This is a genomic window from Microbacterium oxydans, from assembly GCF_000956405.1.
Taxonomy (GTDB): domain Bacteria; phylum Actinomycetota; class Actinomycetes; order Actinomycetales; family Microbacteriaceae; genus Microbacterium; species Microbacterium oxydans_C.
Window position 1 is genome coordinate 126,138 of the sequence record NZ_JYIV01000020.1, and the last position, 7,168, is coordinate 133,305.

Sequence of the window (7,168 nt, forward strand, 5' to 3'; positions counted from 1 at the left end):
TTGCGTTCCGTATGGGTGTTGTTCCGTAGGGGATGGGACTCAGTGCACGAGTTCCCGATTCGCAGCGTCCTCCTTCGCGGACGCTTCAGGGGTGGGAGCGGATGCTGTTCCGCCACCGTTTCCGTGCGGGGTACGACGCCGCGCGAGCATGCCGAGCAACGAGGAGCGGTTCTCGCCCGGCGCGCCCAGAGCTGCGGTGACGCGGTCGAGGAAGACCGCGATCAGCACGACACCGAGGCCGGCCTCGACGCCCTTGGGGATGTTGATGGTCGAGATCGCCTCGACCACCATCTTCCCGAGGCCGTCCGCGCCCGCCATACCGGCGATGACCGCCATCGACAGCGCGAGCATGATGACCTGGTTGACGCCGGCCATGATGGTCGGCATCGCGAGCGGGAGCTGGATGCCCCGCAGGATCTGGCCCGGCTTCGCGCCGAACGCCTGCCCCGCCTCGACGGTCTCGGAGTCGACACCGCGGATGCCGAGCTCGGTCAGTCGCACGCCGGGAGGCAGCGCGAAGATGACCGTGGCGACGAGGCCGGGGACCACGCCGATGCCGAAGAACACGATCGCGGGGATCAGGTACACGAAGGCAGGCATGGTCTGCATGAAGTCGAGCACGGGCTTGAGCACGGCCCGGACGGTGGCGTTGCGCGCCGACCAGATGCCGAGCGGCACCGCGATCAGCACCGCGATCACGGCGGCGACGAGCACGAGCGCCAGGGTCTGCATCGCAGGAACCCACAGATCCATCGCGACGATCAGTCCGAACGAGACGACCGTGCCCACCGCGAGCTGCCACGAGCGCACGACCCAGGCGATGAGGGCGGCGATCACGATGATGACCGCGAAGTGCGGAGTGAGCAGGACGCGGGTCAGGCCGTCGACGAGGAAGCTCATCACGAACGAGATCACGTCGAGCAGGCCGTCGAGGTTGTCCTTGATCCAGTCGACGCCCGATTCGATCCAGGTTCCGACGGGGATGCGGAAGCCGTCCATCAGCGCACCTCCTCGGCGGTCGGGGCATCGACCGGGTCGGCGGTCCACCCGTCATCGAGCACCGCATCGATCTCGGCCTGCGGCATCGGCTGGAGCGGAAGCGTGATCTCCTCGGTCGCGCCGGGCCCGGGGCCGAGGGCGGCGAGCAGCGTCACGCGCGGGATCACCCCGACCAGGCGTCCGTCGGCATCCGTGACTGCGAGCGGCAGCGGAGACTCGACGGCCGGCACGAACAGGTTCATCAGCACGTCGTCCTCACGCACGCTCTGCAGCACCGGTTTCATGATCGAGTCGAGGGTGGTGGCGCCGTTGCGCACGAGTTTCACCGCGTCGCGGTCGGTCACGACGCCGACGAGCTGCCTATCCTTGCCGACGACGTACGTGGCCGACATGTAGGCGTCGCGCATCTGGCGCAGGGCCGTGCGAGGACCTGCGGTGTGCGGCACGACGGGCCGCGGACGCTCCATCACGTTGGCCGCAGTGAGCACGCGGGCGCGGTCGACGTCCTGCACGAACTGCTCGACGTAGTCGTTGGCCGGGTCCATCAGGATGTCCTCCGGCGTGCCGATCTGCACGATGCGGCCATCGCGCATCACGGCGATGCGGTCACCGAGGAACATGGCCTCGTTCAGGTCGTGCGTGATGAACACGATGGTCTTCTGGAGCTTCTGCTGCAGTTCCAGCAGCTGCTCCTGCATCTCGCGCCGGATCAGGGGGTCGAGGGCGCTGAACGCCTCGTCCATCAGCAGGATGTCGCTGTCGGCGGCGAGGGCGCGGGCGATGCCGACGCGCTGCTGCATGCCACCGGAGAGCTCGGACGGGAGCTTCTCGCCCTGACCTTCCAGTCCGACCAGCGAGAGGATCTCCTCCGCCTTGGCCAGGCGCTCGGCCTTCGGGGTGCCCTTGAGCTCGAGCGGATACGCGACGTTCGCGGCGACCGTACGGTGCGGCAGCAGCGCGAAGTGCTGGAACACCATCGAGATGCGGTCGCGACGGATCTCGCGGAGCCGCGACGACGGGATGCCCGTGATGGGGTCGCCGTTCACCGTGACGGTGCCGTCGGTCACATCGTGCAGCCCGTTGAGCATGCGGATGATGGTGGACTTGCCGGATCCCGACAGGCCCATGATGACGAAGATCTCCCCGCGATTGACGGAGAAGCTGGCGTCGATCACCGCGGCGGTGCCGGCGTCCGCGACGGCGGACCGGCTCTCACCGGCCTTCAGCCGACGGACGGCGGCGTTCGGATTCTTACCGAAAACCTTGAACAGATTGCGCGCTTCGAGAGCGATTTCGGACACGTTTCCCCTGCGGCTCGCCTTCGGGTGGCTGAGCCTGCTTCGGTTACGCCCGGGTGATCCTCTCAAGGCCGTTCGACATGTCTGCTGTGGCGGCACGGACGGCGGATTTCGGATCCGCCGCGATAGAGCATCGACCGTACGTCCACGCCTCTTCGCAGCACAGCTCATCGAAAGAAGGACGTGGTCGCGGACTGGTCTTCGGGCCGTCAGGCCCACAGACCAACGTAACGAAATGGCCGATCAGGGGCAAATCCCGGTCGTGCGAAGCAGTCTCGTTTCGGTGGCTGACCGGGGGATTGCACGGGTCGTTGACAATCCCTCCTGCGATGATTCCGCGGTCAGGAATCCGAGGCCTGCGGGCTCCGGATGCTACGAGTCACGGTGAACTTCGGCGTGCGCGCGAGCTGGGTCGTCGGCCCGATCACCCGGGCGAGCTCGGCTCGATATCCGAGGCTCGAGTTGTACACGGTGAACAGCTCGCCGCCGGGGCGGAGCACCCGTGCAGCGGCCTCGAACAGGCGGGTCGCCGCGCCGGTGTGAACACTCGCGCCGAGGTGGAATGGCGGGTTCAAGAGCACCACGTCGAAGGAGGCGTCGGGAAGCGCGGAACCGGCATCGTCGTGGGTCACCGTGACCCGGTCGGCGACTCCGTTCGCCACCGTCGTCGCGCGGGCGGATGCCACTGCAGCGGCCGACCGGTCCGTGGCCGTCACCCGCGCTTCGGGATGGGCGAGCGCGTAGGACACGGCGAGCGCACCGGTGCCGCAGCCGAGGTCGAGCACGCGTGGGACCGCAGCGTCGTGAACACCTCCCCAGGGATGTTCCTTCTCCGGCCCGTTCAGAGGCGCATCGGGGCGGTCCGGTGCGTTCTTCCCGGGTCGTGCTCCGGTGAGGCCGAGCGCCTCCAGCAGCACCCGGGTTCCGATGTCCAGGCGCGGGCCGGCGAAGGCACCCCCATGGGCGACCAGCGTCAGTCCGTCGTGCTGTGCGGCGACAGGAAACGGCGGGTCCGCGGGGGCGGGTCTCGGTTCCGTGGCCACGATCAGCCGCGACTTCCGCTCGGCGCGTTGGGCCTGCACGTGCGCGAAGCTCCGCCCCAGCACCTCGTTCTGGCCGAGGGTCATGTGCTTCACGCGGCCTCCGGCGACGAGCACCACGTCGGGAGCAGCCCAGCGGGCCACAGCGTCGGCGATCTGCTCAAGTTCCGCGAGCGACTTCGGCAGTTGCAGCAGCACCAGTTTCGCGCCGGTGAGCAGGTCGGCATCGAGCTCGTGCGGGTGGAAGTGCGGGCCGAAACCCAGACCATCCGACTCGACCACGGCGTGTTGCGTGGAGACACGCCGTGCCGCAGCGGGTTCGTCTCCGTTTCGGCCGTCCGCAGCAGCGAGCCCGAGCTCCTCGGCGTTGCGCTGCAGTGCCCGTCGACCGGTCGCGAGATCCTGATGCACCCGGATGCCGTGCCGCCCGGCAGCCGCGAGGGCCAGCGTGATCGCACCGTACTCGTCGCCGATCACGACGGTCTCGGACCCTGGAACCTCGAGTGCGAGCGCCCATTCCACGAGCAGCAGGTCGGTCGCATCATGGGCCTGGAGGTTGTCCGCCTCGACGTCGGGCCAGCGGCGCAGGCGACTGTAGGGGAACTCCGGCACCAGCCCACTGTACGCGGGCGTCGTAAGGATTTCGCATGCGTTGTTTTCGCCCGATTCACAACTTTGTGAATCGGGCGTACGCTCCCGCGCATGACCACCGTCATCGCCACCCGCGACCTCACGAAGCACTACGGCCACACGCACGCACTCGACGGCCTCGATCTCACCGTCGAGCAGGGCCAGGTGCACGGGTTCCTCGGCCCGAACGGCGCGGGCAAGTCGACCACCATCCGCATCCTCCTCGGCCTCGCGCGGCGCACCGGGGGTGAGGTCGAGGTCTTCGGCGAAGACCCCTGGGATCGCGCCGTCGACCTGCATCGACGCATCGCCTACGTGCCAGGAGACGTCAGCGTCTGGCCGAACCTGTCCGGGGGCGAGGCCGTCGACCTGCTCGCACGACTGCGCGGCGCCCGCGCGAAGGACGCCGCCTACCAGCACGAGAAGAAGCGCCTGATGGACGCGTTCCAGTTCGACCCGCGCAAGAAGGGCCGCGCGTACTCGAAGGGCAACCGGCAGAAGGTCGCGCTGATCGCGGCGTTCGCCGTGCCCGCCGACCTCTACATCCTCGACGAGCCGACCAGCGGACTCGATCCCCTGATGGCGGTCATCTTCCAGCGCGAAGTCGCCCGCGCCCACGCGAACGGCGCGACCGTGCTGCTGTCGAGCCACATCATGAGCGAGGTCGAGCAGCTCTGCGACCGGGTGTCGATCATCCGCGCCGGCCGCGTCGTGGAGACGGGGACCCTGTCGGAACTGCGTCATCTCACCCGCAGCGACGTGTCGTTCGTCTCCGCCGGCGCCACCCTCGAACAGGTCGGCCGCATCCCGGACGTACACGACCCCGAGCAGCACGGCGACCGCATCCGCCTCTCCGTCGACAGCGATCGCACGGCGACGGTGCTCCCCGCCCTCGCCACCCTCGGCATCAGCGACCTGCGCGTCGCTCCGCCCTCGCTCGAGGAGCTGTTCCTGCGCCACTACGGCGACGACCTCGCCGGACTCGAAGCGGCCGAGGAAGGTGGAGCGGAGCACGAAGAGCCCTCCACCCGTCGTGGCCGTCGCGCGGTGAAGGATCGTGCGTGATGACCGCCTTCGGCGTGCTGTTGAGACAGCGACTGCGGCGTGATCGGCTGCAGCTCACGCTGTGGATCGTCGGCACGGCCCTGATGGCCTTCGCCGGATACGCCGGTGTCAGCCAGTCGTACTCCACTCTTGCCGACCGGCAGAACATCCTCGCGGCTGCGCTGGCGAATCCGGTGATCCTGATGTTCCGCGGGCTGCCGTCCGGTACGTCCGAAGGGGCGTTCCTGGCTTTCGAGGTGCTGCCGTGGCTGGCGTTCCTCGCCGCCCTCATGAGCACGTTCCTCGCCGTGCGGCACACGCGCGGCGACGAGGAGGCGGGACGGGCGGAGCTCGTCTGGGCCACCCCGGCCGGACGCCGCCTTCCGACGGTCGCGACGATCGTGCACGGGGCGCTCGCGAACGTCGCCCTGGCCGTTCTCACCGCGCTCGCGCTGATCGCCACCGGTCTTCCGCTCGCGGGGTCGGTCCTGGCGGGGGCGGCAGCGGCATCCTGCGGCGTCGCGTTCCTCGGCGTCGGCCTCCTCGCCGCGCAGCTTCTGCGCACCTCTCGGGGTGCGAACTCGCTGACGGTCTGGGTGCTCGTGGCGACGTTCCTGATCCGCGGGATCGGCAACGCGGCGGGCACCCCGAGCGACGATCTGACGAGCATGACGAGCGCGTGGCCGGCGTGGCTGTCCCCCTTCGGATGGGTGGAGCAATCCCGCCCCTACGACGCCGACCTGGTCGGGCCGATGCTGCTCGGCCTGGCCTTCGGACTCGTGCTCGCCGGCGCATCCGTCGCCCTGCAGTCGCTGCGAGATATCGATGCGAGCTTCGTCGCGGAGCGCCCCGGCAGGGTCTCGGCACGGCCCCCGCTCGCCTCCCCGCACGCGCTGGTGTGGCGGCTCACGTCCGGGGCGATCGTGGGATGGGCGGTCGGCGGGGCGATCACCGGCATCCTCGCCACCACCCTGAGCGGACTGGTCGACCGGATCTCGGGCGAGAACCCGGCCGTGGCCGACATCCTGACCACGATCGGCGGAGCGACGGGCGGACTCGACGAGGTCGTGGTCACCGTGTTCTTCACCCTTCTCGGCATCCTCGCCGCGTGCTGCGCCGTGCAGATCGTGGTGCGCGCGCGGCAGGAGGAGGCGCGCGGCACTGCGGAGGCCGTGCTGGCGACCCCGGTCGGTCGTGTGCGCTGGCTCGCCGACTACGTGATCGTCGGCGTGCTCGCGGTGCTGATCGTGGTCGCCGCCGCGGTGCTCGCCGGATGGGTCGGCATCCGGGTGAACGGCGGCGCTGATTCGCTGTACCGCATCGTCGCCGTGGCAGGAGCGGGGCAGGCCCTGGCGGCGGCGGTCTTCGCCGTGCTCACCGCGCTCGTCTTCGTGCTGCTCCCCCGCGCGACGACAGCCCTCGCGTGGAGCCTCGTCCTGCTGGCGACCCTGTTCGGGCTGTTCGGCCCGTTGTTCGGACTGCCGGACTGGACGATGAACCTCTCGCCCTTCGGCGTGACCCCGATGGTGGACGGCAGCGGCGTGGACGTGCGCGGGCTGTGGTGGCTCGTGCTCGCTCTCGTCGCGGGAGGCGCAGGAGCCCTGACCCTGATGCGACGCCGTGAGCTCGCCCCCTGAGCCGAGGAGGAGCACGATGCCCGACCTCGACGACGCCCCCTCCCGCGACTCCCACCGCGGGATGGAACCCGCCGAGCAGGCCGCCGCCATGATGACCGCCGCCGGGATGCCGCGGATGCCGGCGCGCGTGATGATGGCTCTGGTCGCCGCTCCCGAGGGCGGGTACACGGCCGCCCAGCTCGGCGAGCGTCTGGGCGTCTCGGCCGCCGCCGTCTCCGGAGCGGTGCGGTACCTGCAGCAGCTGCACTTCATCCAGCGTCGATCACACCCCGGCGACCGGCGCGACCGCTACGAGTTCGTGCACGATCCGTTCTACAGCTCGATCGTGGGGAACATGCCGGTGTACTCGCGCCTCTCCGAGTACATCGACGAGATCGCGGCGGAGCACGACGACGACCAGGACGCTCACGACCGCGCGATCGAGCTCGCCGAGTTCTTCCGCTTCCTCTCCTCCCGCATGTTGCAGATCGTCGAGGACTGGCGCGCCCTCCGCCGCACCCCCTGACCCTCACCCCACTCC

General features: G+C 69.5%; 6 protein-coding genes. 3 read left to right on the forward strand and 3 right to left on the reverse strand.

All coding sequences use genetic code 11. From position 1 onward, the window contains the following. Positions 1 to 39: 39 nt before the first annotated feature. The 3 genes from RN51_RS05520 to RN51_RS05530 all read right to left on the reverse strand — a co-directional run bounded on the left by RN51_RS05520 (position 40) and on the right by RN51_RS05530 (position 3,949). On the reverse strand, positions 40 to 999 hold the full coding sequence (locus RN51_RS05520; protein ID WP_045263044.1) for an ABC transporter permease: 960 nt from the start codon (positions 997 to 999) through the stop codon (positions 40 to 42). After that, complete coding sequence (locus RN51_RS05525; RefSeq protein WP_045263045.1) at positions 999 to 2,300, reverse strand: quaternary amine ABC transporter ATP-binding protein; 1,302 nt, start codon at positions 2,298 to 2,300, stop codon at positions 999 to 1,001. Before RN51_RS05525 ends, RN51_RS05520 begins: the two co-directional genes overlap by 1 nt. 338 nt (positions 2,301 to 2,638) lie before the next feature. Beyond that, entirely contained in the window at positions 2,639 to 3,949 is a 1,311-nt protein-coding gene (locus tag RN51_RS05530) for a class I SAM-dependent methyltransferase (RefSeq protein ID WP_045263046.1), read from the reverse strand. 90 nt (positions 3,950 to 4,039) lie between these two features. Between RN51_RS05530 and RN51_RS05535 the strand changes: the two genes are divergently transcribed. From RN51_RS05535 to RN51_RS05545, 3 genes are read left to right on the forward strand one after another with little or no spacing between them, the layout of a single operon-like run. Further along, complete coding sequence (locus RN51_RS05535) at positions 4,040 to 5,032, forward strand: ABC transporter ATP-binding protein (protein WP_045263047.1); 993 nt, start codon at positions 4,040 to 4,042, stop codon at positions 5,030 to 5,032. Further along, positions 5,032 to 6,648 carry an ABC transporter permease gene (locus tag RN51_RS05540; protein ID WP_045263048.1) on the forward strand — a complete coding sequence of 539 codons (1,617 nt, stop codon included), beginning with the start codon at positions 5,032 to 5,034 and terminating at the stop codon, positions 6,646 to 6,648. The genes RN51_RS05535 and RN51_RS05540 overlap by 1 nt, the downstream gene beginning before the upstream one ends. 16 nt (positions 6,649 to 6,664) lie before the next feature. Beyond that, positions 6,665 to 7,153 carry a GbsR/MarR family transcriptional regulator gene (locus RN51_RS05545; RefSeq protein WP_052674599.1) on the forward strand — a complete coding sequence of 163 codons (489 nt, stop codon included), beginning with the start codon at positions 6,665 to 6,667 and terminating at the stop codon, positions 7,151 to 7,153. Positions 7,154 to 7,168: the final 15 nt, after the last annotated feature.